The sequence below is a fragment of the Thalassospira sp. MIT1004 genome, assembly GCF_001858545.1.
Classification (GTDB): Bacteria; Pseudomonadota; Alphaproteobacteria; order Rhodospirillales; family Thalassospiraceae; genus Thalassospira; species Thalassospira xiamenensis.
On sequence record NZ_MCAO01000022.1, the window covers coordinates 480039 to 504979 of the forward strand.

35 protein-coding genes and 1 tRNA gene are annotated in these 24941 nt (G+C 58.0%); 11 read left to right on the forward strand and 25 right to left on the reverse strand.

The window, feature by feature from the left end:
- Positions 1 to 110: 110 nt before the first annotated feature.
- The 20 genes from BC440_RS10995 to BC440_RS11085 form a co-directional block, all read right to left on the reverse strand.
- Positions 111 to 1895 carry a hypothetical protein gene (locus tag BC440_RS10995; protein ID WP_071240134.1) on the reverse strand — a complete coding sequence of 595 codons (1785 nt, stop codon included), beginning with the start codon at positions 1893 to 1895 and terminating at the stop codon, positions 111 to 113.
- On the reverse strand, positions 1879 to 3045 hold the full coding sequence (locus BC440_RS11000) for a CHC2 zinc finger domain-containing protein (protein ID WP_071240135.1): 1167 nt from the start codon (positions 3043 to 3045) through the stop codon (positions 1879 to 1881). Before BC440_RS11000 ends, BC440_RS10995 begins: the two co-directional genes overlap by 17 nt.
- Complete coding sequence (locus BC440_RS11005) at positions 3045 to 3458, reverse strand: hypothetical protein (protein ID WP_063092997.1); 414 nt, start codon at positions 3456 to 3458, stop codon at positions 3045 to 3047. The genes BC440_RS11000 and BC440_RS11005 overlap by 1 nt, the downstream gene beginning before the upstream one ends.
- Positions 3458 to 3871, reverse strand: a complete 414-nt coding sequence (locus BC440_RS11010) for a hypothetical protein (protein ID WP_063092996.1) — start codon at positions 3869 to 3871, stop codon at positions 3458 to 3460. The genes BC440_RS11005 and BC440_RS11010 overlap by 1 nt, the downstream gene beginning before the upstream one ends.
- The gene (locus tag BC440_RS22950) at positions 3864 to 4628 is read right to left on the reverse strand and encodes a BRO family protein (protein ID WP_071240136.1); all 765 of its coding nucleotides are present in this window, start codon (positions 4626 to 4628) and stop codon (positions 3864 to 3866) included. The genes BC440_RS11010 and BC440_RS22950 overlap by 8 nt, the downstream gene beginning before the upstream one ends.
- A gap of 542 nt (positions 4629 to 5170) precedes the next feature.
- A complete protein-coding gene (locus tag BC440_RS11020) occupies positions 5171 to 6010 on the reverse strand; it encodes a phage antirepressor N-terminal domain-containing protein (RefSeq protein ID WP_071240137.1) in 840 nt (279 codons plus the stop codon).
- Positions 6011 to 6111: 101 nt separating this feature from the next.
- Positions 6112 to 6312, reverse strand: coding sequence for a hypothetical protein (locus BC440_RS11025; protein ID WP_071240138.1), 201 nt, complete (start codon positions 6310 to 6312; stop codon positions 6112 to 6114).
- Entirely contained in the window at positions 6309 to 6695 is a 387-nt protein-coding gene (locus tag BC440_RS11030; protein ID WP_071240139.1) for a hypothetical protein, read from the reverse strand. Before BC440_RS11030 ends, BC440_RS11025 begins: the two co-directional genes overlap by 4 nt.
- Positions 6695 to 6916: a hypothetical protein gene (locus tag BC440_RS11035; RefSeq protein WP_071240140.1), complete on the reverse strand. Its 222-nt coding sequence runs from the start codon at positions 6914 to 6916 to the stop codon at positions 6695 to 6697. The genes BC440_RS11030 and BC440_RS11035 overlap by 1 nt, the downstream gene beginning before the upstream one ends.
- Positions 6917 to 7009: 93 nt before the next feature.
- Positions 7010 to 7135: a hypothetical protein gene (locus tag BC440_RS23625; protein ID WP_282097244.1), complete on the reverse strand. Its 126-nt coding sequence runs from the start codon at positions 7133 to 7135 to the stop codon at positions 7010 to 7012.
- Positions 7125 to 7463, reverse strand: a complete 339-nt coding sequence (locus BC440_RS11040; protein ID WP_071240141.1) for a hypothetical protein — start codon at positions 7461 to 7463, stop codon at positions 7125 to 7127. The genes BC440_RS23625 and BC440_RS11040 overlap by 11 nt, the downstream gene beginning before the upstream one ends.
- Positions 7460 to 7747: a hypothetical protein gene (locus BC440_RS11045; RefSeq protein ID WP_071240142.1), complete on the reverse strand. Its 288-nt coding sequence runs from the start codon at positions 7745 to 7747 to the stop codon at positions 7460 to 7462. Before BC440_RS11045 ends, BC440_RS11040 begins: the two co-directional genes overlap by 4 nt.
- Positions 7747 to 8172, reverse strand: a complete 426-nt coding sequence (locus tag BC440_RS11050) for a hypothetical protein (protein WP_071240143.1) — start codon at positions 8170 to 8172, stop codon at positions 7747 to 7749. Before BC440_RS11050 ends, BC440_RS11045 begins: the two co-directional genes overlap by 1 nt.
- On the reverse strand, positions 8172 to 8564 hold the full coding sequence (locus BC440_RS11055; protein WP_071240144.1) for a hypothetical protein: 393 nt from the start codon (positions 8562 to 8564) through the stop codon (positions 8172 to 8174). The genes BC440_RS11050 and BC440_RS11055 overlap by 1 nt, the downstream gene beginning before the upstream one ends.
- A gap of 457 nt (positions 8565 to 9021) precedes the next feature.
- A complete protein-coding gene (locus BC440_RS11060) occupies positions 9022 to 9687 on the reverse strand; it encodes a hypothetical protein (RefSeq protein WP_071240145.1) in 666 nt (221 codons plus the stop codon).
- Positions 9684 to 10349, reverse strand: coding sequence for a hypothetical protein (locus tag BC440_RS11065; RefSeq protein ID WP_071240146.1), 666 nt, complete (start codon positions 10347 to 10349; stop codon positions 9684 to 9686). The genes BC440_RS11060 and BC440_RS11065 overlap by 4 nt, the downstream gene beginning before the upstream one ends.
- Positions 10346 to 10591, reverse strand: coding sequence for a hypothetical protein (locus BC440_RS11070; RefSeq protein ID WP_071240147.1), 246 nt, complete (start codon positions 10589 to 10591; stop codon positions 10346 to 10348). The genes BC440_RS11065 and BC440_RS11070 overlap by 4 nt, the downstream gene beginning before the upstream one ends.
- Complete coding sequence (locus BC440_RS11075; protein WP_071240148.1) at positions 10588 to 10995, reverse strand: hypothetical protein; 408 nt, start codon at positions 10993 to 10995, stop codon at positions 10588 to 10590. Before BC440_RS11075 ends, BC440_RS11070 begins: the two co-directional genes overlap by 4 nt.
- Complete coding sequence (locus BC440_RS11080; protein WP_071240149.1) at positions 10992 to 11492, reverse strand: hypothetical protein; 501 nt, start codon at positions 11490 to 11492, stop codon at positions 10992 to 10994. Before BC440_RS11080 ends, BC440_RS11075 begins: the two co-directional genes overlap by 4 nt.
- A gap of 47 nt (positions 11493 to 11539) precedes the next feature.
- Entirely contained in the window at positions 11540 to 11800 is a 261-nt protein-coding gene (locus tag BC440_RS11085) for a helix-turn-helix transcriptional regulator (protein WP_063092981.1), read from the reverse strand.
- 156 nt (positions 11801 to 11956) lie between these two features.
- On the opposite strand from BC440_RS11085, the gene BC440_RS11090 reads away from it, so the two are divergent.
- The 10 genes from BC440_RS11090 (at position 11957) to BC440_RS11135 (ending at position 18454) form a co-directional block, all read left to right on the forward strand.
- A complete protein-coding gene (locus BC440_RS11090; protein WP_063092980.1) occupies positions 11957 to 12625 on the forward strand; it encodes a helix-turn-helix transcriptional regulator in 669 nt (222 codons plus the stop codon).
- A gap of 175 nt (positions 12626 to 12800) precedes the next feature.
- Positions 12801 to 13589: a phage antirepressor KilAC domain-containing protein gene (locus tag BC440_RS11095; RefSeq protein ID WP_071240150.1), complete on the forward strand. Its 789-nt coding sequence runs from the start codon at positions 12801 to 12803 to the stop codon at positions 13587 to 13589.
- 131 nt (positions 13590 to 13720) lie between these two features.
- The gene (locus BC440_RS22405) at positions 13721 to 14275 is read left to right on the forward strand and encodes an Nmad5 family putative nucleotide modification protein (RefSeq protein ID WP_083379347.1); all 555 of its coding nucleotides are present in this window, start codon (positions 13721 to 13723) and stop codon (positions 14273 to 14275) included.
- A 16-nt stretch (positions 14276 to 14291) separates the two neighbouring features.
- Entirely contained in the window at positions 14292 to 14990 is a 699-nt protein-coding gene (locus BC440_RS11105; protein WP_071240151.1) for a hypothetical protein, read from the forward strand.
- 11 nt (positions 14991 to 15001) lie between these two features.
- Positions 15002 to 16192: a phage Gp37/Gp68 family protein gene (locus BC440_RS11110; protein ID WP_071240152.1), complete on the forward strand. Its 1191-nt coding sequence runs from the start codon at positions 15002 to 15004 to the stop codon at positions 16190 to 16192.
- Positions 16193 to 16295: 103 nt separating this feature from the next.
- The gene (locus BC440_RS11115) at positions 16296 to 16709 is read left to right on the forward strand and encodes a hypothetical protein (protein WP_063092975.1); all 414 of its coding nucleotides are present in this window, start codon (positions 16296 to 16298) and stop codon (positions 16707 to 16709) included.
- Entirely contained in the window at positions 16709 to 17236 is a 528-nt protein-coding gene (locus tag BC440_RS11120; RefSeq protein WP_063092974.1) for a hypothetical protein, read from the forward strand. The genes BC440_RS11115 and BC440_RS11120 overlap by 1 nt, the downstream gene beginning before the upstream one ends.
- Positions 17233 to 17916 (forward strand): hypothetical protein, encoded by a 684-nt coding sequence (locus tag BC440_RS11125; RefSeq protein WP_063092973.1) that lies wholly within the window; start codon positions 17233 to 17235, stop codon positions 17914 to 17916. The genes BC440_RS11120 and BC440_RS11125 overlap by 4 nt, the downstream gene beginning before the upstream one ends.
- On the forward strand, positions 17913 to 18215 hold the full coding sequence (locus BC440_RS11130; RefSeq protein WP_071240153.1) for a hypothetical protein: 303 nt from the start codon (positions 17913 to 17915) through the stop codon (positions 18213 to 18215). The genes BC440_RS11125 and BC440_RS11130 overlap by 4 nt, the downstream gene beginning before the upstream one ends.
- Entirely contained in the window at positions 18212 to 18454 is a 243-nt protein-coding gene (locus BC440_RS11135) for a hypothetical protein (protein WP_071240154.1), read from the forward strand. The genes BC440_RS11130 and BC440_RS11135 overlap by 4 nt, the downstream gene beginning before the upstream one ends.
- Here the strand turns inward: BC440_RS11135 and BC440_RS11140 are convergent.
- A complete protein-coding gene (locus BC440_RS11140) occupies positions 18399 to 19754 on the reverse strand; it encodes a DUF6538 domain-containing protein (RefSeq protein WP_175484481.1) in 1356 nt (451 codons plus the stop codon). The two genes, BC440_RS11135 and BC440_RS11140, sit on opposite strands and share 56 nt — an antisense overlap.
- 179 nt (positions 19755 to 19933) lie before the next feature.
- Positions 19934 to 20026: transfer RNA gene (locus BC440_RS11145), tRNA-Ser, on the reverse strand.
- A gap of 287 nt (positions 20027 to 20313) precedes the next feature.
- On the opposite strand from BC440_RS11145, the gene BC440_RS11150 reads away from it, so the two are divergent.
- The gene (locus tag BC440_RS11150; RefSeq protein ID WP_071240155.1) at positions 20314 to 20535 is read left to right on the forward strand and encodes a hypothetical protein; all 222 of its coding nucleotides are present in this window, start codon (positions 20314 to 20316) and stop codon (positions 20533 to 20535) included.
- A gap of 146 nt (positions 20536 to 20681) precedes the next feature.
- On the opposite strand, the gene BC440_RS11155 is transcribed toward BC440_RS11150, so the two are convergent.
- The 3 genes from BC440_RS11155 to BC440_RS11165 all read right to left on the reverse strand — a co-directional run bounded on the left by BC440_RS11155 (position 20682) and on the right by BC440_RS11165 (position 24804).
- A complete protein-coding gene (locus tag BC440_RS11155; RefSeq protein ID WP_071240156.1) occupies positions 20682 to 21857 on the reverse strand; it encodes an MFS transporter in 1176 nt (391 codons plus the stop codon).
- A 52-nt stretch (positions 21858 to 21909) separates the two neighbouring features.
- Positions 21910 to 22950: a GlxA family transcriptional regulator gene (locus tag BC440_RS11160; RefSeq protein ID WP_083379349.1), complete on the reverse strand. Its 1041-nt coding sequence runs from the start codon at positions 22948 to 22950 to the stop codon at positions 21910 to 21912.
- A gap of 165 nt (positions 22951 to 23115) precedes the next feature.
- The gene (locus BC440_RS11165) at positions 23116 to 24804 is read right to left on the reverse strand and encodes a hypothetical protein (protein ID WP_063092965.1); all 1689 of its coding nucleotides are present in this window, start codon (positions 24802 to 24804) and stop codon (positions 23116 to 23118) included.
- Positions 24805 to 24941: the final 137 nt, after the last annotated feature.

The window sequence follows — 24941 nt, forward strand, 5'->3', positions numbered from 1 at the left end:
ATGTAACACCAATCCGGTACAGCGTTACATTCCACCATTCAGACCCTGCCACAGCATGAACAACTGCGAAGCACCGCTTTATTATCGGGGTGCGGGGTGGTGGTGTTTGGTCACGGATCACCACCTTGACTGACCCCCTTGAGAATGTCCAGCGGGATTTTGACAAACCGCGTGATCGCCCCCGCAAAGCGACCAACCCGATCCCCGTTGACAGCACCGGGAATGCGCGCCAGCGCCTGCCGATGCACCCCGCCCTGCCAGCGCGTATCACGAAACAGCTTGGCAAGTGCGGTGTGCTTGTTCGCCACCAGAAGCCACCTGAACTCACCCGGCGCATGATCGTTATCCTTGGCAAGCCGCAGGCCATAGGCCGGCAGTATCTTTTCCGCCATGCGCTTGCCATCCTCGTATTCATGCATCGCACCATTCATGCCCGCAAGGATTTCATCGATCATCTGGCCAACCGTCGGGCGATCCCCGCCGCGCCAGGTATCCACCTGACAGGACATCAGATGGTTCAGGCATTCATCTGATTCGCTGTCATTGACCTCCGGCGTATCAAGCCCCCATTCCGAAAGCTGATCGGCGGCAACCGCCGGGTCGATCACTTCATCATGCAAAAGCGTCTCGACCGCCGCCAGAACCGGCGCAAACTTGTCCGTCATGCGCCGGGAATAGGACGACGCACCCAGAACCCCGCGATAGACCAGCATGTTCGACAGAAACCGGGAATAGCCCAAAATCATGCGTGACCAGATGCGCGGGCCAAGGTCACGAATGGCGGCTTCCCGCGCCTCGAATTCCGCGATCTGCTGCGCATTTGGCGTCAGGCGGGTCATTTCGACAAAGTGAATGCGGGTCTGATCCTGCGGTTTGGGTTCGGGATGCAGGATCGATCCGAAGACAAACTGCGCGGTGATCCGCTGCAATATCGCTTTCTGATCGGCACTGGCACGGCCAACGCCTGCCTGATCGGATGAAAAGCCAAGCCTTGCCAGTTCCATTGCCGCCGCTGCGCGTGGCCCCGGCTCCATTTCATCAAGGAAGATCGGCCTTGCCGCGCCCTTGAGTGCGGCGCGCGCCCACGCTGCCGATGCATCCGATGACCGCAATGTGTAATCAAGCCCGCCAATCGGCTGCGTCAGAAGCTTCAACAACTCCGTCTTGCCCATGCCCGCATCACCCGTAAGCCACAGCGTCGGACGACGATCCAGCGCCCCGCAAACACAGATCAGGCCCATGATGCCAAGGCAGATTTGCGCCCCCGAAGGCTCCAGGAAGTTCCAGCTTTTGATATGGTCATAGACCATCTTCATCTGGGCGGTATTGGCCGGTTCGAACATCGCCGGGCGCAACTGCGCGGGCAAGGGAGGCTGCGCAGGATAGACCCAGCCATCGTCAAGGGCGGCACCCGCGTCAATCGATTTCGCCCCGCTGGACAGCATCAGCTTGTCGCCGCAATGGACAATCAACCCGCCACGCACATCCTTCCAGACGCCAAGCCCGCGCACCTTGTCAGGGCTGAAAATCCCCTTTTTGGCGCATTCCATGATCAGCCATTCACCCGTACGCGGATAATCCGGGCCGACATATTCCTTGTCCCTGTTGAATTTCGGAAAGGCACGCCCGGCCCATTTGGCCTTTTGTTCCATCAGGGCGGTGATTTCCTGCCGGTTGCCAAGGCTTTTCGCCACCAGATCGCGCAATTGCCCGGATGGCGTGACAAAATAAAACCGCCCGTCATTATGCCCCAGGCACTGCACCGGGCACGGCCCGGCATCGGCCAGCATCGATGCATTATCCGTATCCGGGTCGATAAACGGCGTATCGGCATCGGTATCGTCAATCGGGTCAAATGCGTCATTTTCGTTCGCGGCATCAAGCTTCTTTTTCATGCATTCCACCCCTGATCACGTCATTCCAGTCTTTTCCGGCAGGCGGGAAAATTACCCGCGACCGGTATCCGATATTTGAAAATTTGCGCCGTGCGCGCTCGAACAGGCACCGGGCGGCAACCGGATCCTTGCTGTCATTATCGGCCAGAACCGATATGTCGCGCACCGGCTCCGCGTCCCGCCAAGCCAGCATTTCATCACCCCATGGCGGGCGATATCCGGGCTGGGACATCGCCGGTTCCTTGGATGGATAACGCCGCTTTGGCACGTCACGCCGCGGCTTCCCCTCGCCCAGCCCATGCCCCGCCAGGTTGTCAAGGCTGTATGCCGCAACAAAGCCCCATTCGGGCCGCCGGATCATCCATGTCAGGGCATTTTCAATACCCTCCGCCACCCCTATATGCGCCCGCAATGGCGTCAGGTAAATGCCGCACCCGCTGATAAGCGGGATCGCGGTGCGCACCTTTTTGGACGGCAACACCTCGCCCGTATCCGGGCAGATGACCTCCGCCTTGCCGCCGCCATCGGCCCGCAAATATGTCATATGCAGCCCGGCAAAACTGCGATCCGGCATCAGCATCACCGCCACCATCACCGGAAACCGCCCGATGATCTTGCCGTCATGCCAGTAAGGATAATCATTCAGGCACCCGATTGTCGGGATTTCCACCCCCGGCCAGCATTTGCGCGACCGCAGGTAGGTTTCGACGGCACTGCCCACCATCGGGGTGCGGGCGGCAAAGATATTGCGCAATTTCACCGCATCGCTTTGCTTGGCCTTGGCCTGTTCCCGTTCGCGACGTTCCGCCTGTTCGCGCGATTGCCGTGCGAGCCTTTCGCGTGCCACAGGGTCATCGATCCCGGCGTCGGCCGCCAGAATCCGGATCGCCTCGACCGGCTTGATATTGCGGATTTCGGCATAAAACCCGATCAGATCACCCGACCAGCCACACCCGAAACAATGGATAATCCCCTTGCGGTCATTGACCGTAAAGCTGCCCGATTTTTCGGTGTGGAACGGGCACAATCCGACCCGCTCCACCCCATGACGTTTCAGCTTTACAAACGGCTCCACCACCTCGGACGGCCGATACCGCGCCTTGATGGCATCAGCCATGTCCGCAAGGGTGTGTTTGAGGGTTTCAGCCATCAATCACCATCCCCGGACCACGCCCAATCCGGATCGATCCACTTTTCAGCGCATGGCAACCAGCGTTGCGGCGTGAAACCACAATAAAGCCGCTGGTCGCCACCCTCGCGATTAAGCGGCATCACCGCACACCAGTCTCCCTGCGCGTTGTCCGGGTCATAGCAGGCACAACAGGCTTGCGACTTGTAGAAATTGGCGACATGGACATTCCAGAATCCTTCGACCCAGCCGAAATCCGACGTTTGCAACAGGATCGTCGTGCCATCCGTGGGCGCACTATCCATTTCCCGCCCGACATTCAGCACGTCAAGCACCCGGCAGGCGCGTAGGAATACCTTGGTATATCGAAACGACCCCTTGAGATATCCGGTCGCATCCGCAATGTAACGGGCCAGTTCCTCGTTGGATTGCATCACGCACCCCCTTTCACAGCCTTGGCTGTTGACCATTCAACCGTATAGGTCGTAACGACCTTCATCGGCAGATCGCAATGCGGGCAATTGGTTTCGTATTCCTCGCCCTCACCCCGATAATCTTCCATTTCCGGGTGGCTTTCTTTGCCGCAATTCGGGCATTTCAGACAATCGCGCCACTCGCTATCGTCGTGGTCATCGCTGTCATAACCGGCAATAAGTTCCGCCTTGTTTTTCCGGTCGCACGGCTGGCAAAGGAACCCGCCATGCGTTCCCCATGGGATTTCCGCAAGCTGCGCGCGCGGCGTTCCGCATTGGTCACAGACATCGTGCTTTTCGCATTTGCCACGAAAGATCGCTGGCGGCGCACCATCACATACCCAGCACTCTGATTTTTTGGCAGTATCAACCACGATAATCACCCTCCCAAACAACGCGCCCGATGACGACCCCGACGGGGATCAGCCATTTGACGCCGGAATCATAAATCTTGCAGCGGTCGAACCATGTTTTGATCGGCGGATCGCCCAGGATGGTGACCACAATCGGGCCTGCGCCATCCTCGACCCGGATCACAACCGCACGCTCGCCGCGCTCTGGCTCCGCATCGCGGGTATCGACAATCACCTGCCGCCCCTCGATCATAAACAGGGCCTGCCCCTCGGTCAGGCGCGGCAGATCACCCCGCGCCAATGGCAGGGCGGGCTGCGGCGCAGGAGCCACCGGCAGATGCGGCGTGATCGATGCCATAACCTGCTGCGTGACCTCCGCCACGATCTTGCGGCGCAGATCCGCATCATCGGCCATGTTACCGGGCGCGGGTGCCAGCCCTTCCAGCACATCGAGAACCCAGCGCCGGAAATCCTTCGCCCGTGGCGTCTTGGCCAGCATGGCGATCAATTGCGCGCCGCGCGGACTGAATATCCGGACGCTGGCGGGAGCCGCCTGCCGCCCCGTCCTCAATTTGAGGACATGGGCCATATCATCGGTAAATTCGTCCTTGTGTCGATTGAACATGTTCGACAGCTTGCGCGGATCCGCAAAACCTAAAGCCCGCGCAAGATCCGCGCTGGTCAGCCACGGCACCCCGTCACGGTCGATAATCGAAAGTTCGGTATTCTGGAAAGTCAGTGTCGCGGGCAGATCGCGCGCGGAATCATGCTTGGTCATGTCAAAGCCCTCTTGATGGCTGTTAAACAGACCACCAACGAAGCTTTGAAGGACCGCGCTGGTGGCGGGAGGCTTCAAACCTGTCAAGAGGCAGGCGGGTTTATTCCCCCGAAGGGTCTTGTATTCACCGCCCTCCCGCCGTAAGCGGAGGATCGCACCCGGAATCCAGGCACAAAAATAGCCGTAACTGACGTGACGGCTAACCGTCTTGAACAGGGAGTTTGAAGGCCCCCACAACGGATTTTTCCCGTTGATGGGCGTTACCTTACGCCCCCTGTCCGCGATAGTCAATATTGACGTGCTCATGTCATCAATTTGAGTACATAGCGACAGCACACCGTCAGATTGACGGTCCGGGCAACTACGAACGCAGTTAAACGCACCGCGCCCCGCCCCCGGACGGTCAATCTGACCGGCTCGAAACCCGCAGAACCCCCCTTGCGCCGCCGTCACGCCCAAATTGGGCTTACGGGCAACTACGTAGGCCGCGCCCGCACCCCCAAAACGGGGGTGCGGGCAGCCATCCAGACGCGAACCGGCCATCATTTAGGACCCTTCCCAACAAGGCGCAGAACGCTCTGACCGCCACATTTCCGGTCAAGACGGTCTTTCATCGGGCCCCAGCCGCCTTTGGCGATCCATTCGTTAATTGCCTCGCGCGGGAACAGCTTGCGGCCATAGACGTCACGGTGGATGGTGAAATGCGGGCTGCTTTCGCAATAGCGGGTCAGCGCATTGCTGACCGCCTGAATGAAACCGCGCGGGCGCTTGGCAACGCCGCGCTCGATGGCAACCAGCAAGGCCGGAATGGCCGTAACCGCCCCCATGCGCGGATCACGGGCAAGACGATCTTCGATCATGCCATCAAGCCGGTCATCCAGCGCCTTGATGATGACCTTTTTGATGATGCCGCCAATCACCCGCTCGACATCCGGTGAAAGGCCGGTTACCAGACCGTCAAGATCATCGCGCAGAATCGCAGGTTGCACCGCGACACCCCGCGACCAGTAGGCAGACAGCGCGTGATAGCATTCCCGCTGAAACATGATGACGCGCGGGCGAAGGCTTGCCCGGACCCGCGAGGCATCGATCTTGAACAGCCAGCCTTGCAGCATATCAAGCGGCAGCGCCGACATTTCACGCAATCGGCCATCCTCGGCAACCGTACGTGTCACACGTACGGTTGATGACAGAACAGGATCACGCAGAACCTTTTCGCGCTGACCAGCCCACGACAGGCCGATAGCATCGCACACACTGCGCAGAGCAACATGCGGCTTGCCATCGGCTTCGAATGTGGCGATTTTCGACCCGTGGAAATCCAGCGTCACGACGGTTTGGCTGGACAGATTATCGTTAATTGCGTTAAAATTGGCACTCATTGCGAAAGTTCCTTTCACTGTTGCAATACCCGCCCCGGCCCGCATAGCCGGGGCATTTTCTTTGCCAGTTGTTCGCGTCACACGAACAACTGAAACGCCTGTCACCAACCCCCAACCCTGCGCAGCAACAGGATACGAACACCTGTTGACCGGACCGTCACCGTCGCGACATGTGCGAAATCAGGACGGGCAGAGAAATCCAGCACCGGCCCGAAAATGGCGGGCATCAGGATGCACCCGCCAAAATCACCGGGCAGATGCAACACACGCGGACTATAGGCTATCGGATATCTGGACATCATAGTTCCAACCCTTCTGGGATATGCTGCATATATTTGCGAAGCTGGCGCGGCTTGCGCTCAAGACCGACCTGTATGCTTGCATCCGTTACGCCGCAGTGCCGCTTTACCAGTTCAATCATGACCAGCACATCGCCGATTTCTTCGCCCAACCGGGCAGCATTATCGTCCGGTTGCCCCGGCTGGGTTTCGTCCAGGCCGAAACGGGTGGCCTTGCTGGCGCGCCCCGCCACCTCGGCGCACTCTTCCTTGAGGATATCAAGCAGTTCATGCTGAAACGCGGTCACGGGTGTTCCCGGTGATACGAACCGCTCAAGGGAGCGATGCAGGGCAGCATCACCGGCATCAAGTTTGCGCTTCCAAGCCAAGGGAAATTTCCAAGCCATCACACCCTCACCGCCCGGTCATGGGCTTCATTGAGTTTACCAAGCCAGGCGCGCAGATCCGGCATGGTGCAGGCGGTTTCGCCCGGCCTGAATTCCGCCGGATCAATCGCGCAAAGCGGGCAGCACAGAACGCTATAGCCCTGCGTGGAAACATGCATGACCCGCGTCATGTCATGCTGCGCACAGTGATAGGGATTGGTGGTCTTAACGGGGATCGGCATCGCAGCCATCCTCGTCAATCGGGCGCGACAGCGGCGCACAGACCGCAATCACGCACCACAGCCCCGCCAGCGCCAGAAGGGAAAATGCGCGTTTCATTGGACCCACCCGAACGTAACAGCCAGAAGGAACAGAACCGACAGCACCACAGCGATATTGCCAAGGCGCTCAAACCGGGCGCGCCAACGGCGGCGGGCAAAGCGGGCATGATCATATTTCATTTGCCCCGTCCCCTGCCTTGGCCGCCAGACGGTCCAGCCGCTCGATCTCTGCCACGATCAGCGCACCAGCCTTGACAAGATCGCGGCGGCGGTTGGTGGGTTTGAACCATTCCGGTGACCATGGCCAGTCGAAAGGCGGAAGGAAACTGGCGCCCTGTGAACGCGCCACTTCGGGACTAACCGCATCGGCGGCACAGAACGCGTAAACAGAAGCAGCCCGCGCCAATTCACCCATTTTATGGGTATCATCATGCTCAGGCGTCCACCCTTCGCCACTGATCTGGCGCTGGCGTTCTGCGGCGATTTCTTCAAGTGCTTGATTGCTCATGATTTTAATCCTTCCTGTTCGGCAAGCCATTGCTTGGCCAGTTCGTTGTCAAGGGCGGCGGCGTGATCATCCCCGTGATACGGGGCAGCAACCGCAAAGCAGATGATATCGATCAGCCGTTCGAAATCATGCGCGACGATATCGCGATTGCAGCGTTGCGCCATTTCAACCGCCGCCTCATATGACGGCATCGCCATCACATCATCAGGGCCGATCACATGGACGCACCACTTGATCTGATTGGCCTTGGCGCTGATGCGGTCAGTCCATTTTTCGGGCTCCATCACGCCACCTCGCGTTTCAGTTCCGCGACCGCACCGGCGACCGGCGTGCGCGGGTTGGCCACACGGTAATCGGTCAGGATCGGGCTTTTGCCCTCGGCATCGAACCAGGCGGAACGCTTGCGCCCCTGCTCCGACCACACCACCAGCCAGCCATGTTCACCGCGCAGATCAACCGCGCTGCCCGCTTCCAGCACCATCATCGCATCATGATGGCTGGCACCCGAAACGCCGGTCTGGCCCGGTTCATACAGAACGATGATGTCCCTGTGATAATCGACGCGATCAAAAGTCCGGCGCACCGCGAAGCCCGCAACCGACAGGTCATAGACGATGGCATTGACGATATCGGCGGGCCGGCGGTTTTCGTTGGCGACCTCGCCAAGTGTGACCGCCATGATTTCGGCGAATGTTTCTGCCCGCCCCATCACACACCCCCGACCGTATCAAACGATGAGCGGGTGCGGCGGTTGTCATTTGCCGCCTGGCAATGTTCCGCCAGCGAGAATTTGGCACCGGGATAGGGCAGCCGCAAATCATGCAACTCCGCCTTTTCCAGCACCGCATTGGCAAGATCAACCATCGCGGGCACGGATATCACCGCGCCGGAAACCCGGCAGGCATGACGGTCATTGAGATATTCCGCCCGCCGGTCGATTGCGGTGCGCAGCACATTCAATGCCTTTTCGTGCGGCGGCTGGGCGGAATGCCTGCTTGCCGCAATCCGCAACAGCCCGATCAGGTCAAGCGGGCAGGTCACAGGGCGCGGCGCGGATCCGCGCGCGGCGGCTGATTCGATATCGGTCACGGGATTTGTCATGTCGTCACCCTCGCATGAACAGAAATGGATCGAAGACCGGACAGCACACCAAGCGGATAACAAGGTTTGAGGAAACAGACCGCCCGGCCTTCTATTGCCGCAAGCCCCACCCGGAACCGGGTAAGGGGCTTTTGGCTTTGCTCGTTATCCCGCCCTTACTCGGCGGCTTCATACTAGCGACGCATCTAAACCTCCTTTGTCTGTGGTGCTTGTGCTTTCAAAATAATGCCCGCCTCACTGGCGCTATCGTGGCCTACGGGCTTTCACCCCAAAACCCCGACCCTGCCTTCAAGCGGGGTAACGGGGTTGGGTCCGGTCGCGAGTGCGGGGAGGCTTGCAGGAGTTGCCCTCCACCGGATGACGGGGTTATTTCTGCATCAGGGTACGGCCCGTCTGATCCCTGTCGGGTCCTGTTGATGGCACTTGCCCAGCCACCAACGCCCCACCCGCCGGGGCCTTACAAAAGTGTTGTTTCCGCCTGATTATCGTTGCGGTAATTCACCACCCGCGAACCGGGTTCAGGCATGAACAGATCAAGATTATCCATCGAAGGTTTCGCCAGCAGGTCATGCAGGGTTTCCGCACGCGTCCAGTCCCGATCCCAGCCGAACCACGCGCATTCCATCGTCGGGCGCCCCAGCCCAAGGAAATCGGGCCGCCAGGTCAGTTCAAGCTTCCATTTCGGGCGATGACGGCGATACAGCCCCTGCCGGTTTTCCGCGTGCCAGTATGTCGATTTCAGCAAAAGCCACATTTCCCCGACATGCATGCGCATCGCATGTTCGATGAACTGCGCGGGATGGTTCGCGTCATAGGCCGGATTGGTGATGATGATCGATCCGCGCGGCCGCATGACCGACAGGAAATTGACCCCTCCCGTGCCATAACCCCGATCAATCAGATCCGTCCCGATCACCTTGCAGCCATGGCTTTCCATCACCCGCGCCGGAACGCCATCACCGCATTCCGGGTCCCAGATGCGTTTGCCCTTAAGGTGCGGCATCCGGCGAAACAGCGCCTCGAATACTTCGGGCGGCGTCGGATAGAAATCATCCTGCTGGCGCAACCGGTCGCCCGTGATCCCCGTCCGTCCACCAACCATCGCCGCACCAAGGGATGTCATGCCTCAATCCCCCGATAATCCGGCAGCCACTGAAACAGGCCGCATTGCTTGACCCGCGCGATCACCTTGCCCAGCATCTTGTGGGCCGATGGCTCGACCGCATCGCATTCATCGCCATGCAACCGGTCAAGATGGGCGGCGATATCGGCCAGAACGCGGGCGATATCCGTGGTGAACATCGGCTGGTCGGCATGGGTATCGACCCATTTGACCAGCAGCAGAAACACCATCAGAACCTTGATCGATTGCCAGCCGCCCGCATTCCTGTCGAACATCGGTTCAAGGGCGGCCATGACCGCATTGTTGGCTTCGCGCTTGAAGTCCGACCACTGACCGGGCAGCATCAGATCGGCCCAAAGATCAAGATCGCGCTTCATCGCATCGATCACCGCGCGATTATCCGCATCGTCCTGGTCATAGGAACAATAGATCGACCACACCAGCCACGGGAAAAACGCCTTTTCGGCGCAATCCATGACATTGATGCGCTGCGGCCGCTTGGCCTCCACCACCACCGGCAGGTCACGCCGACGGCCGCCAAAACCGATCTGTTGCGATATCCCCGGCAACGCCTTGGTCGCGCGCGGCAGCGCATCATTGGCCGGAACCGGCACATGCGGCACATGCGCCAGGGGAAGGACGGGTTTCTTGATGGCGGTCATGGCTTTGCCCTTTCCGCCCGCTTGATGGCCTGCACCAGTCGAATGCTGGGCGCGCCATCCGGGTTGGCCTTGGCATTGCGGGCCGCCGCCGACGGCGACATGCTGTAAAGCGCCTGAAACAGCCCGTCCGGCGTCATGCCGCACATCGCCTCTTTCGGGGCCTTGCCATATACATCCAGAAGGAAAGCCCGCGCGGCATCGACCAGTTCTGTCTGCGGATCGGTTTTGACGCGCTGGCTCATGACCGGTCCTCCGCTTTGGCGATGGCGGCACGTGCCACCCTTATCGCCGCATAGAGCAGCCCTCGGATTGCCGGGTCACTGGCGCCGATCAAATCTGCTTCATCGGCAGCACCGATTGCTTTAAACGCATCCAGCAATTCATCCCGCTGTGCGCGTAGCTGACTTGGCGTAAGACCGGTTTCATTGGCGACATTGAAGGCTTCTGCGATCAGATACAGATTTTCAGTTGCTTCAAGCGCCGGCATCCATGCCTGCTTTGATATCTTGCAAATGATCTTTGGATGCCCGCCGCCGACATAGTTATCGTTTGATTTGTGACCGGATGAGTCACGGAAATTTGTAATTACTTTGGTCAGGCATGCGCCTACCTGGACGGGTGCCTTGGTAAAGTTCCCGTTGCTCATGCCGCACCCCCGGCCCGCTTGGATCGCGACGCAGGGAATGCGTGAACATTGCTGATGACCGCGACGGCATTCTGCAGGGTTTCCAGCAAGTGGATCATCGCCTCAAGGTCCTGTTTGGCCTCGCGATGGTCAAGGATGCCATCGGCCATATGCTGCGAATGTTGTGCAAGAACCTCCGCGGCATGCGCCATCGCCTGATGAATGGTGACAGCACCGGGCGAAAGCTTTTCCGCCTTGCCAAGCCCGGCCAGCGCAAGGATTTCATTGGAAAACGTGGCGGGCAGAAAATTTGCAATCGTCAGGAAATTGACCATGCCCGGCAGGCTTTCACCATCGCGATAACATTCAAGCGTCCGGGGCTTGATCACACCACCCTTTGACAAAGCCTTAAGCGTGATCGCCTTGTTTTCCGCATCATAGGTGCCGACATGGCGGCGGAACGCGCCGGTAAAAACCGACTGTACCGCTTCATGGGCAATTGGGGGTGTATTCGCCATAAAACAATTTCCCGTTGTATGAGAACTTAAATGCTGTCGGTAGCCCGCTAGGCCGCCTTGGTCTGATCGTCACCCCGGTCGGCCTTGGCGGCCGACGGGGCACCGGTATCATTCGCCGCCATCATGAAATCGGCGGGGATAACGGCCTCAAATTTGCGAATTGTATTGGCGGTCGGGTTCCATTCCGGGCTGTCAATCTTGCGAATTGCGGCCTCATTGACACCAGCCATCGTGGCCAGTCGATAAATCGCAAAGCCCTTGTGATGCCGCCATGCCCGGATACGGTTCAGATTTGCATCAATCGACATTGTTCACTGCCTTTTCTTCTGATGATGAACCCAACATATTCGGCATTTATAACTATTGTCAACGATAATTCGTACTATTTGCCGATAACAATGCGAACCTGTTGCGCGCACAATGCCGAAAACCAAGAAACAGCAGGACATTTGGAGCAGGAGAAAATGACAGATCCGATTGAAGACCAGCGCCAAAGCTTCAACAGATGGCTGGAAAGAACCGGGCAAAGCACACTGGCGGTAGCCAAACGCGCGGGCATTAATGAATCGGCATTGCGACATTACAAGAACGGCAAAACCCGTGACCTGCGCATGGAAAACAAACTCAAAATCGCGCAGACGCAGCACGCCAAACTGTCTGATATTTTCGGGGAAACCGCGCAACGATTTTCGTCGCCGCCGCCCGCAAGCATTGCCGCATCATCGGGCGTACCATCGGCAGAACCGCCAATGTTTGGCGGTGCGGTTCCCGTGGTCGGCAGGGCGCAAAACGGGCGGGTGATCGCCACAATCTTTCCGATTGCCTATGTCGAGGCACCGCAGAACATGACACTGTCCGGCAATGTCTATGCCGTAAGGGTCGCCAACACACTTAACATGCCCCGACTGAGAATGCGCGAAACCGTTTTATGTTCGCCCGATGACCCCGTAGCACCGGGCGACGATGCAGCCATCCATGACACCGACGGCGAAATACACCTGATGCGGTGCCTTGAAAACAGCCACGAACACGGTTTCACCGGCACGATTTACAGCAACGAAGGCAAAAAGATCACAATACCAGCCGACGCCATCGTCAACGTCGCCCGCATTGTCGCCATCTATCCGGCGTAAAAGGTCGGATTCCCCGACCTTTTACTAGCTCAACAGATAGTCAAGATCGGATATTCCGACACTGAGCGCAGTTTTCTGCCGTTATTATTCGTTATTTTATCCTAATTAATCGTTGACAATTACGAATATTAACGACACCCTTTGCCCGTTCAATACAGCAAAGGGCGCTTTTGCGATGAATGCACAACTTCAAGCCTTCAATGACAACTCCGCTACCACACTGTCTTACAACGGGGCGGCGATTCGGGTTAATGACGACAAACTGAACCTGACAGATATGTGGCGCGCTGCGGACAGCGACCCATCCCGTAAACCGGCGGAATGGCTTCGTTCGGCAGATGCGCAAAAATTCTGCTTGTTCTTGGCTGACAGTTTAAATGTGGAAATTTCCCACCTTTTAGAGATCGGCAAGGGCAGAACCGGAACGACGGCAGCCCACTGGCAGGTCGGCATGGCCTATGCCAAGTACCTGTCGCCGGAATTCCATATGTGGTGCAACACCGTTGTTCGCGAACGGATGGAAGGCACCACCACCAGCCCGACCGACATCCACCAGCAGCTTAATGATCCGACCGCATTGCGCGGCCTGCTTCTGACCTATTCCGAAAAGGTCATCGCACTCGAACATCAGATCGAGGAAGCCAAACCAAAGCTGGATGCACTCGACCGCATCGCGCAGGCCGATGGCACCATGTGCATCACCAACGCCGCCAAGGTCCTGCAAATGCGGCCCAAGGACCTGTTTGCATGGCTGGCGCAGAATGGCTGGACCTATAAGCGGCCCGGCTCCGCCACATGGCTTGGCTATCAGTCCAAAACCGCGCAGGGCCTTCTGGAACACAAGACGACAACGGTCTGGCGCGGCGACGGTTCGGAAAAGGTGACCGAACAGGTACGCATCACGGCCAAGGGCCTGACCCGCCTTGCCACCATCATCAAACCCGCCATTGCGGAGGTCAAATGACCCGCACTCCCTTCAATTTTGAGGGGAGCACCGGCTCAAAATTGCGCCGGTGGTGATCTTCGACACACCCATATCACTCGGCTCAATTTTGAGCTCAGTGACATTTGCCCATAAGGCAAAAGGAACCAACCATGAAACTCTCAAACGAAATCCGTAACGACATCATTGAAGCCCTGATCAAGCACCGCTTCACTGCCGATCAGGAAGCCATCGACCAGATGGAAACGACCCTCGCCGACAAACTCTATTGTGACTATTACGGCAATGCGACGCGCAAACAGATGGAAAGCATGCCGGACGGCGCATTGCCGGTCACGCGCGACACCTTTGTCAACTTCGCCGGGTGCCGGGACACGTTGAAATTTTCCAGCGAACGGCGCTGCTTCTATATCGACCGCTATAGCGGATCGACCATGCGCAGCACAGCGTACGACGCGCAACACGCCTTTACCCTTGAATGGACCGCACTGGAAAACGCCCGCAAGGATTTGAAGGAACGCAAAGCGCAGGCAGCAGCCAAGGCCGAAGCCGTTTTGAAAAGCGTTGGCAGCACCAAACGCCTGCTTGAAATCTGGCCAGAGGTCGAACCCTTCCTGCCGCCGGAACCGGCCAAGGCTCAACTCCCCGCGACCATCACCCAGGACCTTAACAAGGCGCTGGACCTGCCGGTCGCCAAAGCCGCCTGACCTGAAAGGAACCCCCATGTTCAAACCAAGTGAAACCGCCTATCAGGTCGCGCGCCAGAACTTTCTGGCCTACGCGGCGGCCCATGAACAGGGTTGCGCATCCGATGAAGACCGCGCAACCGCCCGCGAACAGCTTGCCAGAACCGACTGGCTGGCCGCCGTGATCGATCAGCTTGATTGCCTGCGCAATCATCAGGATCAAGTGTCTGATCGCAACGCGCATACCCGTGCGCTGCGCGATTTCTTTGCCATGGTGGATGCAAAGCCTGCAGATGAGTATCGCGGCAGGCTGATAACCCACAACGCCACCCGCTGGCGCAAACAGATCGCCGAATGCGGCGCTGGCTTCAACCCGCTTCTGATCGCGTCAGATATCATCGTACTGCAGAAGAAGATCGATCACCTGCTGTTCGATCACGAGATATTCAGGGCCCATCAGATCCGCGATTGCACGCTGTCGCGCATCGCCTTCTGTGTCGAAACTGCGCGCAGCGTTGGCGGCTGTGAGCCAGCCGAAACCGTGCATATCGCCTGGTGCGCCGAACACAAACCGGGATCAACCCGCATGGATGCCCTGATCGGCCCCTATGCCACCCTGTTTTACGCCACCCGCATCGCCAACGCGATGAACCGCGCCATTGGCATCACCCAGCCCCACGCAACCGAACTGACCGGCAACAGCCTCCGCATGGCCCGGCTGATTGCGGCGGCGTGAAAGGAACCATCATGACCAAAATAGAATGGACCCAGCGACCCGACACCAAGGGCGAGACATGGAACCCGATCCGGGCGCGGAACAAGGCAACCGGCGGCACCGGCCATTTCTGCACCAAAGTCAGCGCAGGCTGCCAGAACTGTTACGCCGCCGACTTCCAGAAGCGGTTCAAAAACCCGGTGCGCTATGCCGCACAGGATGCCGATCAGGTCGAAATCTTCCTTGACGCTATCGTGGTCCGGCAGCCTTTGATGTGGAAAAAACCGCGCACGATCTTTGTGTGCAGCATGACGGACCTGTTTTACGAGGGACACTGCGACGAATGGATTGACGATATCTTTGCCATCGCAGCCCTTTGCCCGCAGCACACCTTTATCGTTCTGACAAAACGGATCGAAGCCACCCGGCAATACATGACATCGATCGACAATAACGACGGTGGCAGGCTGGAAGGTTTCCGCGATGCCATGATTGAAGGGGCCGCGCAGCGCATCCACTTTGAACGAACCCGCGAAGATCCTTCGATGTGGCTGGCGGTTCATCTGCCCCTGCCGAATGTCTGGATCGGCACCAGTGCCGAGGATCAGGCAACCGCCATTGAACGCATCCCGACCCTGTTGACCACACCGGCAGCGGTGCGCTTTATCAGCGCGGAGCCGCTGCTTGGCCCTGTGGAACTGGATAACCTTATCATTGCCGATCTCCCGACCGGCGAATGGAGCTTCAATTGCCTCGATAACGAAGGTCTCGATATCGAAGATGACGAAGCCTTCAAGGGCGCGACCATCGACTGGGTCATCTGCGGCGGCGAAAGCGGCCACAAGGCCCGCACGATGCACCCGGACTGGGCGCGATCTCTACGCGATCAATGCAAGGCGGCGAGCGTGCCGTTCTTCTTTAAGCAGTGGGGCGCATGGTTGCCATGGGAATCTGCCGACGCTCCGTTCTGGCTGTCACAAAATGATGCATACGTGGACGGCCACAACCTGTTTCCTAGCGAAATGGAAAGCGATCCCAATTGGAATGATGGGTTGTCATTTGTTTCGGACGGCGAATCACATGCCGTATTCCAGAAGGTCGGCAAAAAAGCCGCCGGACGCCTGCTGGACGGCGTCGAACACAACGCCTTTCCAACCGTATCCGCCAACGAAAACCGGACCGCCGAAAGCGAATTGGTGAAGTCCGGCACCTTCGCCGCATGAACCCGATCCTGCCCCTTGCGAAATTCACCGCCTGCGCCCTGATCGCGATTGCGATCGGGCAGCAGGCCGCAAGGATCAGCCAGTCAGAAAAGGAACCGACCCCATGGTTACCAGACTTCAGCCTTTCACCATCGCCGCATCAGCCTTTAGCGACGATCAGATCGCGGCCCTTCGCGACGCAGCCAACGACACCACCCCAGGCCCGCTTCGCCTTCACACGCCCGACGATATCCTGTGCGACCCCCGCCGCGCCCGCATGGCAAAAATCCTTGCCGACCATGCCGACAACGCCCTGCCGACCATGGGCGAACGGCTTAACGTCGTGGTGATGGACCCGGCAGGCCACCCGCACCAGCATCGCGGCATGATCCGCCCCGCCACCTGCGTTGCCGCCCTTCCCGGCGGTCGCATCCTGGTCGATTTCCAGTTCCACGCCACCACCAAAGACCGCGAAAGCGCATGGGTCCACATCACCCAATGCACCTTCCCGGACCGGATTGCGCGGGGGAATGCGTGATGCGCTATTTCATGATCAAATCTGGGCCGATGCTCGACAGGGCCAACGACTATCGCGCACGGCACGAATACGGCTTTGACGCCGCCACCGAGTTTGCCAAGAAATATGGCGGCACCCGTTTCTGGTCCGGCCTTGACGGTCGGCTGATCGGCATCACGGCAGTAAGGAAACCCGGCCCGGAATGGATACGGGACCGCAAGCAGGGATACTGGCACCCCTCACGCGACAGCCGAAAAAAAGCAGCCATGGATATCTGGGATGAAATTCGCATTCTGCCACCCATCCCCGGCTATGACCGCCGCAATAGCGAACCCGCCCTTTGGCTGGGTATCGACACGGCCTGCCGCTGCCAGCTTGGCTATAAGGACGATCTTTTCTACCTGTTCCTGACCGACAAAAACATGCTCGGAACGTCGGTCAAGGACCAGTTGAAAATCATCGCCGATCTGCCGGTGCCCGAAGGCTGCGAAGAAATCAGCGAGGCAAAACTTAATCTGCTGCTGGCAGAACGGGAGCAGGCAGCATGACAACCCTGCGCGTACTCGTAGGATGCGAGTTTACCGGCACCGTGCGCCGGGCCTTTGCTGCCCGCGGGCACGACGCATGGTCGTGCGATCTGCTTCCCGCCGAAGATCGATCGAACAAGCATATCACGGGCGACATTCGCGATATCCTGGCAGACGGCTGGGACTTGCTGATTGTCGCCCACCCGCCTTGCACCCGCCTTTGCCGGGCCGGGCGGCGCTGGCTTTCGGGCGAGGGCTTCATGACCCCACCCAAAAAGCTGCCGCGCGGTCGCACATGGGAAAGCATGAAACAGGAATTCAAGGACGGGGTTGACCTGTTCACGGCCTGCTGGCGTGCGCCGGTTGATCGCATCGCGATCGAGAACCCGGAAATGCACGACATAGCAAAGGCCCACATGCCCGATGACCTGCCAGCCCCGCAGATGGTGCAGCCCCACCATTTCGGGCACCCGGAATATAAAAACACCGGCTGGTATCTCAAAAACCTGCCGTGCCTGACACCGACCCAAAAACTGCCAGAACCCGAACGCGGCAGCGACGAATGGAAAAAATGGTGCCGGGTCCACCGGATGCCACCCGGCCCGGAACGGGCAAAGGAACGCAGCCGGTTCTTTCCCGGCATGGCCGACGCCTGCGCCGACCAGTGGGGCGGCTGGGCACTTGAAAGGATTGCAGCATGAAACGCAAACTTACGATAACCCTGTCACTCGAACTCGACGACATTGAGCCTGGAAACCGCGAGAAACTTGCGCGGCAGGTGGATATGACGCCGGATGAACTCCACAATCTGGCGTACCATAGCACGGCGGAAATTGCCAACGCATTCGCGGATCAGGCCGTCCGGCACTTCAACGATATCAAGTCGTCATACGATCTCGGCGAGTTTCTGAGATACGACAACATATACGCATCCATTGCGCGCTGGAAAATCGTCGATTGCAAGGAAAACTCCGCCGACGAAGAAAGCAGCGCCGCATGACCAAACCCGCCGCAATCATGTTCAAGGGATCGCGGCGCATTGATACGGGCGAGCCGGTAACGCTTGCCCGTATCGACAATGCGTTGGCGATACTCGCCCGCATCATGCGCGACCAGGGCGATCTGTTTGAAGACGGCCAACTGATGGCGCTGGCCAAAAAGCTTTATGACGAACGCAACCGCATCAGCCAACCCGCTGCACTGGAAAGCCTGATGTCCGATCTGATGAAGTCGGCATAAGCGATATCCTCAAAAGCCAGTCGCGCTTTTGCGCCAGCGATGGCCCTGCCCCGTATTTTTCCCGGTGGAACTTGTGCCCCATCAGGGCTGCGGCAATCTTGTCCGGGGCCTCGACTGCGGTTAACCGATCCTCGAAGCAATGCCGCAGGCTATACAGGCTTTGCCTGCCATGCTCGAACGCATGATGATCGCGCATGAACTTGTTCACCGCATTGGAAAACCCGGTATTGTTGCCAAGATACCGCACGATCCCGCCCGCATTGATCAATGCCGCCGCCGCGGGCAACGCCCCGCCAACCAGCGGTATCTGCCGTTCTGATGGTTCGTTCTTAAGCTGCCGGATCCGGTTCGGGCTGATCTGGATATAGGGCACCTTGCCATCAAGCCGGATATCATCGGGCAGCAATCCGCATATCTCGCTGGGCCGTGCCCCGGTTTCGGCCAGTATCGCGGTAATCAGGCGGGCTTCATCATTCATCCCGGCCATGATCGCAAGCGGCGATAACACCACGTCATAGGCCCATTGCGCCGATACGGTTGCGCCGCGCTTTTTGCCGCCCGCCTTTTTGGTGGCAAAGGAAATATTGACGAACGGATTCGCACGCCCGCCCAGATAGGCATCGCCAATCGTGCGGAACATGGCGCGCAGGCTGTTGAATTCCTTGTTGGCCGATTTGGGCGAAAGCCCTTCCTCGGTCATGCGCCGCGACCATCTGGCGCGAAACGCCAGCGCGTCGGCCCGCTCGATCTCCGACACCACCTTGTCGCCGATTTCATCGATGAGGCTGGCGACGGATCGCCTGTACGGACCAAGGGCGACCTTGATCTGCCGGTCGGACTTGCCAACCCGCTGATCGCGCGTCAGGCTTTCATATTCGGCAAACAGCCCCGACAGGCGCAATTGCGGCTCGGGGGCAGCGCCCAGAACGGCCGTCGTGATCCGCCGGTCATCGACCCCGTCAAGGGCTTCAAGGCGTTCGATCACCTCGCCCGCCGTCGCGTTCACTGCCAGGTCATCGGCGGTGCGATATCGCCAGCCCAGCCGCCCGGCCAGCGCACGGGCATTGGCATAACGTTCGGCAATCAGGGTCGCCTTGCCGGTCGCGCGCAGGTCATCCCAATAGGCCATGACCCGGTCATTGACCGCGCCGACACGGTCACACGCCATGTCATAACTATCGGTCTTAAGCGATATCTTGACCTCTCGCCCCAGCACATCCTCAAGATCCGATGGTACGCGGCGACGATAGGAATATTTCACCCCGCGCCGGGTGATATATCTGCGCGCATTCTCGCCCATGAATCCCGCCCCGTGTACCAAAGTGTGTACCAAAATGTGTACCAAAACCGAAGGCGCGAGGGTATTCATACCGCGATCATACGTCAAGCGCGACGAATGCCAACCACATAAACCATTGTTTTTGTTTTGTTATTTGGTGCGGAAGAGAAAAAAGCGCCCGTCTTGGGCGCTTGTTTCACTGGCGGACAAGGAGGGATTCGAACCCTCGATGGGGCTTTTGACCCCATACTCCCTTAGCAGGGGAGCGCCTTCAGCCACTCGGCCACTTGCCCTTATCTCTTTGCTGTTCCGTGCGGAACGACGCCTTTCTTAAACATCGCATCATCCCATGTCAATGCCGGAAACAGGCGATCTGGTCGTTTTCTTTTATCAAATCGGGCGAATGAAACCACCAGCTTTTTGAAGGGCTTTGCCATTGCCTTTTGCGGTTGAGGATCAAAAGAGTCTTCAAACCATCATATTGCTGTCATCGCAGCGAAAAACTTGGCTGTCATAAGGGCACTGTAAGCTTCTTTTTCCGGTTTGAACCCGTCAGAGACAGAAAGCAGGTTAAAGCATCATGCGCACCATCTATCAGAGCACGGATGACAACGGTCATACCCTTCGCGCCCTGAAACTCAGCAAGGAAGGCCACACAAGCCCGGTCTATCTCGGTCTTGTCATTCATGATGGCGAAGTGCTGTTTCGCACCCGTGAAAACTCATCTCGTGAATTTGTCCTGCAAAAGATCAAGGAATTCGTCGCGGCCCACAGCCCGACAATGAATGCACAACCGGCCTGAGGGCCGGTTTTTTATTGCCCGGATACAGCGGCGCGGTCATTCCCGCCCGTGACACCACGCGATACGAGATCGCGCCGGGGCGACACTCCCCGTTCGCCCTGCAACTCGAACCGCCGGTCGTTTGACCGGCGGTTTCTTTATGTACGTCATACGCCTTGCGTCACCGGTTTGCGGCCCCCAGCCCACATCAGGAAAATGGCAACCAGAAGCACCGGCAAAACACCGAAATTGATGATGTTCCACCCCGCCCCGGCAATCAGCGCACCTGCCACCAGCGATGCCACGGTTCCGGTAATGCTGTTGCCAAGCTCCATCAGGCTTTGCGCATGGCCGCGTTCCGATGCGTCATGCCCCTCGCCCAAAAGAGTCGTCCCCGCCAGAAGCATCAGGTTCCAACCGATCCCAAGCAAAAACGAACTGATGAGAAACGCCGAAAAACTGATCCCCGACACGGCAAAGACCACACTGAACACCAGCGCCAGCGCGCCGACCACCGCCATCAAACGCGCGCCAAACCGGTCAATCATCGGGCCGGCGACAAAGGCCGGTAAAAACATGCCGATAATGTGCCAGCGAATAATATTCGCCGCCGTATCAACATCAAACCCGCAAAACTTCATGGCAAGCGGTGTTGCCGTCATCACAAGGATCATGATGCCATGCCCCGCCGCACTGATGGCAATCGCCCCGCGCAACCTTGGACGGCGCAACAGTTCCAGCATGACCGCACCACCGGTGCGCGTTTTTGCAGGAACCCCGCCATCACGCAACATCAACATGATCAGGGCTGCGATGGTCGCCAACCCGGCCAATGCCAGATACGATCCGGCAAATGGAATCGCGACCATGTTACGCGTATAGCTGGCAATTTCCGGCGCGATCAGCGCCGCCAGAACACCGCCACCAACCACAAGTGCCGCCGCACGACCTTTCTGATCATCTCGGACCGCCTCAAGGGCGGTATAACGGTAATACATTGCCGATGCCTGATATCCGCCAATCAAAAACGTGCCCAGACACACCAGCAAAAATTCCGCCTGATACACACCACCCGCCACGACAGCACCGCCAACCACGCCGCTCGCCGCTCCCAGAAACAATCCCGTGCGCCTGCCATAATGCTGCATGATCATCGACAGCGGATGCACACAAACCAGATTGCCCACAACCAGCAAGGCCAATGGCAGGGTCGCCAGTTCCGCCATCGGTGCCAGATCAATCCCGATCAGTGATGTCAGGGTTATCCCGATCAGCGAACAGGACCAGTACAATGCCTGGGCAATAAATAGCAGACGCACTGATCCATTGGTCAGTAACAGCATGTTGCCAACTCCAATAAAAACAGATGATTACGAAAATATCTTCGCCGTTCACCTAAACCGGAACGGCCACCGGCCTTCGTCCGAAACGATCAGCGTATTCCTGCGGACTGACAGATAAATGGCGTTGAAAGGCCCGGCGCAGGGTTTCCGGATGGCCAAAACCGCAAAGCCGCGCCACACGCGTCACCGTCATGCCATCATCATGCAAAAGGGCACGCGCGGCTTCGATCCGGACCCGTTCAACATAACGTGCCGGTGTCATGCCCAGATCACGGGTGAATACCCGTGAAAATGTCCGTGCTGACATCCCCGCACGATTTGCCAGAACTTCCAGCGACAGATCACCATCCAGATTGCCCGGTATCCATTCCAGCAATCCGGCAAGCTGTGCCGTGGTTCCGATGGCGGGTGTCAGATAGGCAGAAAACTGTGCCTGCCCGCCCGGCCGTTTTAAGAACATCACCAGACGTCGTGCTACGGCAAGAGCAATTACCCGCCCGTGATCCGCCTCCACCAGTGCTAGCGCCAGATCAATACCCGCCGTCACCCCGGCTGAGGTAAAGATATGTGGATCACCATCCAGGCCCTGCGCATCATAACTGTACAAACGATCTTCGGTTACATCGACCTTGGGGAAACATTTGCGCATCTCATCACATCGCGACCAATGCGTGGTTGCCAGACGCCCGTCCAACAATCCTGCCTCGGCAAGGATCAACGCTCCGGAACAGACCGAACCAAGCCTTGGCACGCACATTTCGACCTGTACCAGCCAATCCAGTATATCCCGCCGCTCGCGCACCCGATTGACACCATCGCCCCCGGCAATCAGCACCGTATCGGTCGCTTGCAGCTCCAACTCCCGCCAATCCAGATCGGCATACAGCCTGAAACCGCCCGATGTCGGCACTGGCCCTGCCGCATCGGCAATCACCAGCACCTCATAGCCGCGTTCACGCCCCTGCCGCTCCAGTTCGGCATTGGCGGATGCAAAAACCTGTAAGGGCCCGACAACATCAAGACTCATGACATCGTCAAAGGCAAAACAGGCAATCATTCTGATGCTTGTGGTGTTGGTAATGCGCTCTGGCATGGCGATCCCCTTTATTCAGGAATGCAGCATGCCTCACGAAACGAATGGCAACAATGACAAACACCCCACGAATCTTGCCACAGCATATGCTGCAACAATCTTCGCGGGGTGTGTCTCTTCGCAGTTTTTACTGCGTCTCCCCACCAAACACGGGTTCAGCCCCCCCTAAAAACCGCTTCGCTGCAGCAGGGCATAGAAGTCACGAATCGTGCCTTCCTTGGCCGTCATGTCCTTGATGTCATCAACCAGCTTGTCGGTGAAATTGGGCTGCTTCAAATATCCGACGACCCTTTTTCGCGCCATCGATGCCGATTTGCCTTCGATCAGAACGCCACTCGAACAGAATTGCACCAGCATATAGGCGCGTTTGCGCAGATGAAGCGACGGATTGTCGATCCGCTCGATCACCTTTTCACGCACCAGATAATCGGCCAGTCCCTCGTCCAGCTTGTCACCAATGCGTTGTTTCTGCTCGTCGGAAAGGTTCGATGCCTGAAGCGCATCATTCATCACCGTGACCGTCGCCATCTTGTCGCGCGGTTTGGCTTCACTGTCGCAGAAAGCGCGCAATGCCCGCATATCCTTGACCGTATCCATCAGCATGTCGAAAACTTCTTCGCCAAAATCCTCGACAATCCCCGAATTAACAACCGCCAGAAGCCAGGCCATCTTGCGGCAATTCGGCCCCATGCGGCCGTTGATTTCTGCAACACCGTCAATCAATGCCCGTGGGCCGCCAACATTTCGCAGACGTGCGCCACGCTCGGCAATGGCCGTTACCATCGGTGCGCCGTAAACGACCCCCTTCTCACTAATCAGACGATCCAGAATACCGACCAGCGGATCATGATCCCCTTCATGACGGGTCAGGCTGTTTGCACTGCGCAACTCGCGAACGATATAGTCAAACAGCGCATCCTGCGATGTCGAAAGCAATCCCGACCCGAACAGCGGGTTAAGCAGTTCAAGAATATCATCCGCCGCCCCGCGATTGCCGTGTGCACGCCCCATCGCCAGATCAATATGCAGGATAACCGCGTCGCCAAAGCTTCGCGAACTGCCAAGCAGTTCTTTCAGCGCCACCGGCGATCCAAGGATATCGGCAATAACATCGTCAAGCAGCTTACGCGCTGCCTCGTCTTTCTCGTCCCCCTTGACCTTCAGCGCCAGATCAAGCTTACCCACCCAGTTGCGGCTTGATGATAGAACGCGCGTAAGCGCAACCATCGTCAGGAAGTCGGTGTCTTCCGCAAGGTTCAGACGGCGAATTTCATCACGGACTTCGGAAATGGTCGCATCTTCAAACGCCGGCAGGTCGACCTTTTCAACCTCGCGCGCACGGGCTGCCAACTGTTCAATTGCGCCATGCAGCTTGTTCATGGCCTCAATATGGTCGCCGTCGGTCGCCTTGGCATGAATGCCGGCCACCTTGTCGACTGCGGTCGGCATCAATGTATCATGGAACATCAATTTGCGCAGGTTCTGGTAATTATACATCACCTCGCAAGGTGTCAGGATTTCCTGTTCGAAATATTTGCGTAGCAGACGATTGATCGTCGCGCGGCTTTCCGACTGCAACAGGTCGTTATCGGAATCACAAAGCGGCGCATCTTCAATGGCTGAGACACGAACATCCTTGTCGTCGTCTTCACCAGCACCCTGTTTTTCCAGAAGGACCTTTTCAATATGACGACCGTCGGCGCGTTCCCAATCACGAACAACCCGAACCGCAGAGATCTTGGTCTTTAAAAGCTTCTCAGCTTCGTTAACCGCCTCTTTCTCGACATCAAAGGTCGAATGAATGATCCAGCGTTCCCCACGCTGGACTCGTACTTCAAACGTCGTATCCGACATAACGCGCACTGGCTCCCTAACTTCCTGTTTGGGGCGGCATTTGCATGCCATTTCTCAGTCAGGCGCGTGTCCCGTTTTTTTTATATTTATACTTCTTTATAAGGCAATTCTGATGCTGAAAACAATAGGGCGAATTC

Bases quoted from the DNA above. Each gene is read 5' to 3' on its own strand.
- BC440_RS11110 (WP_071240152.1), top strand. From the start codon at position 15,002: ATGACCAAAATAGAATGGACCCAGCGACCCGACACCAAGGGCGAGACA.
- BC440_RS11030 (WP_071240139.1), bottom strand. From the start codon at position 6,695: ATGGCTTGGAAATTTCCCTTGGCTTGGAAGCGCAAACTTGATGCCGGT.
- BC440_RS11005 (WP_063092997.1), bottom strand. From the start codon at position 3,458: ATGCAATCCAACGAGGAACTGGCCCGTTACATTGCGGATGCGACCGGA.
- BC440_RS11140 (WP_175484481.1), bottom strand. From the start codon at position 19,754: ATGGGCGAGAATGCGCGCAGATATATCACCCGGCGCGGGGTGAAATAT.
- BC440_RS11105 (WP_071240151.1), top strand. From the start codon at position 14,292: ATGTTCAAACCAAGTGAAACCGCCTATCAGGTCGCGCGCCAGAACTTT.
- BC440_RS10995 (WP_071240134.1), bottom strand. From the start codon at position 1,895: ATGAAAAAGAAGCTTGATGCCGCGAACGAAAATGACGCATTTGACCCG.
- BC440_RS11130 (WP_071240153.1), top strand. From the start codon at position 17,913: ATGAAACGCAAACTTACGATAACCCTGTCACTCGAACTCGACGACATT.
- BC440_RS11055 (WP_071240144.1), bottom strand. From the start codon at position 8,564: ATGACAAATCCCGTGACCGATATCGAATCAGCCGCCGCGCGCGGATCC.
- BC440_RS22950 (WP_071240136.1), bottom strand. From the start codon at position 4,628: ATGACCAAGCATGATTCCGCGCGCGATCTGCCCGCGACACTGACTTTC.
- BC440_RS11000 (WP_071240135.1), bottom strand. From the start codon at position 3,045: ATGGCTGAAACCCTCAAACACACCCTTGCGGACATGGCTGATGCCATC.
- BC440_RS11035 (WP_071240140.1), bottom strand. From the start codon at position 6,916: ATGCCGATCCCCGTTAAGACCACCAATCCCTATCACTGTGCGCAGCAT.
- BC440_RS11040 (WP_071240141.1), bottom strand. From the start codon at position 7,463: ATGAGCAATCAAGCACTTGAAGAAATCGCCGCAGAACGCCAGCGCCAG.
- BC440_RS11025 (WP_071240138.1), bottom strand. From the start codon at position 6,312: ATGATGTCCAGATATCCGATAGCCTATAGTCCGCGTGTGTTGCATCTG.
- BC440_RS11050 (WP_071240143.1), bottom strand. From the start codon at position 8,172: ATGGGGCGGGCAGAAACATTCGCCGAAATCATGGCGGTCACACTTGGC.
- BC440_RS11160 (WP_083379349.1), bottom strand. From the start codon at position 22,950: ATGCCAGAGCGCATTACCAACACCACAAGCATCAGAATGATTGCCTGT.
- BC440_RS11135 (WP_071240154.1), top strand. From the start codon at position 18,212: ATGACCAAACCCGCCGCAATCATGTTCAAGGGATCGCGGCGCATTGAT.
- BC440_RS11080 (WP_071240149.1), bottom strand. From the start codon at position 11,492: ATGGCGAATACACCCCCAATTGCCCATGAAGCGGTACAGTCGGTTTTT.
- BC440_RS23625 (WP_282097244.1), bottom strand. From the start codon at position 7,135: ATGAAATATGATCATGCCCGCTTTGCCCGCCGCCGTTGGCGCGCCCGG.
- BC440_RS11150 (WP_071240155.1), top strand. From the start codon at position 20,314: ATGCGCACCATCTATCAGAGCACGGATGACAACGGTCATACCCTTCGC.
- BC440_RS11060 (WP_071240145.1), bottom strand. From the start codon at position 9,687: ATGACATCCCTTGGTGCGGCGATGGTTGGTGGACGGACGGGGATCACG.
- BC440_RS11045 (WP_071240142.1), bottom strand. From the start codon at position 7,747: ATGGAGCCCGAAAAATGGACTGACCGCATCAGCGCCAAGGCCAATCAG.
- BC440_RS11020 (WP_071240137.1), bottom strand. From the start codon at position 6,010: ATGAGTGCCAATTTTAACGCAATTAACGATAATCTGTCCAGCCAAACC.
- BC440_RS11075 (WP_071240148.1), bottom strand. From the start codon at position 10,995: ATGAGCAACGGGAACTTTACCAAGGCACCCGTCCAGGTAGGCGCATGC.
- BC440_RS11085 (WP_063092981.1), bottom strand. From the start codon at position 11,800: ATGTCGATTGATGCAAATCTGAACCGTATCCGGGCATGGCGGCATCAC.
- BC440_RS11155 (WP_071240156.1), bottom strand. From the start codon at position 21,857: ATGCTGTTACTGACCAATGGATCAGTGCGTCTGCTATTTATTGCCCAG.
- BC440_RS11065 (WP_071240146.1), bottom strand. From the start codon at position 10,349: ATGACCGCCATCAAGAAACCCGTCCTTCCCCTGGCGCATGTGCCGCAT.
- BC440_RS11115 (WP_063092975.1), top strand. From the start codon at position 16,296: ATGGTTACCAGACTTCAGCCTTTCACCATCGCCGCATCAGCCTTTAGC.
- BC440_RS22405 (WP_083379347.1), top strand. From the start codon at position 13,721: ATGAAACTCTCAAACGAAATCCGTAACGACATCATTGAAGCCCTGATC.
- BC440_RS11120 (WP_063092974.1), top strand. From the start codon at position 16,709: ATGCGCTATTTCATGATCAAATCTGGGCCGATGCTCGACAGGGCCAAC.
- BC440_RS11070 (WP_071240147.1), bottom strand. From the start codon at position 10,591: ATGAGCCAGCGCGTCAAAACCGATCCGCAGACAGAACTGGTCGATGCC.
- BC440_RS11165 (WP_063092965.1), bottom strand. From the start codon at position 24,804: ATGTCGGATACGACGTTTGAAGTACGAGTCCAGCGTGGGGAACGCTGG.
- BC440_RS11095 (WP_071240150.1), top strand. From the start codon at position 12,801: ATGAATGCACAACTTCAAGCCTTCAATGACAACTCCGCTACCACACTG.
- BC440_RS11125 (WP_063092973.1), top strand. From the start codon at position 17,233: ATGACAACCCTGCGCGTACTCGTAGGATGCGAGTTTACCGGCACCGTG.
- BC440_RS11090 (WP_063092980.1), top strand. From the start codon at position 11,957: ATGACAGATCCGATTGAAGACCAGCGCCAAAGCTTCAACAGATGGCTG.